This is a genomic window from Pseudomonas sp. 2822-17 (genome assembly GCF_002742485.1).
GTDB classification, from domain to species: domain Bacteria; phylum Pseudomonadota; class Gammaproteobacteria; order Pseudomonadales; family Pseudomonadaceae; genus Aquipseudomonas; species Aquipseudomonas cyclaminis.
In genome coordinates, this window is record NZ_LJRZ01000560.1 from 1 (window position 1) to 527 (window position 527).

Consider the following 527-nt stretch of genomic DNA (forward strand, 5'->3'; position numbering starts at 1 on the left):
GCCCTCCTCAAATAAAGTATTAAGCATTAGGAGCTTTCCTGAATAAAAGGTACGAAGAGTATAATAAAAACTAGGATGTTTGTTTAAGTATTAAGGGAGAATAATGATGAATAAACACAAATTCACGCGGATCCTTACCGCCGTATTAGCATCAGCAAGTATTTTTACATTTGCTACTAATGCAAAGCCTACTCAATCAACTGTTCAGGCAGTAAGCGTAAAGAGCTTACACACGCTTAATTATTCCGGCAAGGATATTGTCACTGTCAATGGCAATAAACCATCATTTAGCAAAGCAACAAAGTCAAAGAAACATGGTCCTTGGCAAAAGTACAGCAACCTTGATTATTTGAATCGTGCACATGCTGCTAACGCATTGCTTAACAAGAAATTGATGCCACATACAGAACGTGAACCATTATTCGTAAATCCGACGGGTTGGCACAATAAAAGAATTTCAGACGGCTGGCTATACAACCGTTGTCACCTTATTGGCTACCAATTAACTGGTCAAAACAACAACTTAA

General features: G+C 38.0%; 1 protein-coding gene. It reads left to right on the top strand.

The features are described 5' to 3' along the window. Window positions 1-106 precede the first annotated feature (106 nt). A partial coding sequence (locus AOA60_RS23395; RefSeq protein WP_178075401.1) for a DNA/RNA non-specific endonuclease occupies window positions 107-527 on the top strand: 421 nt, incomplete at its 3' end.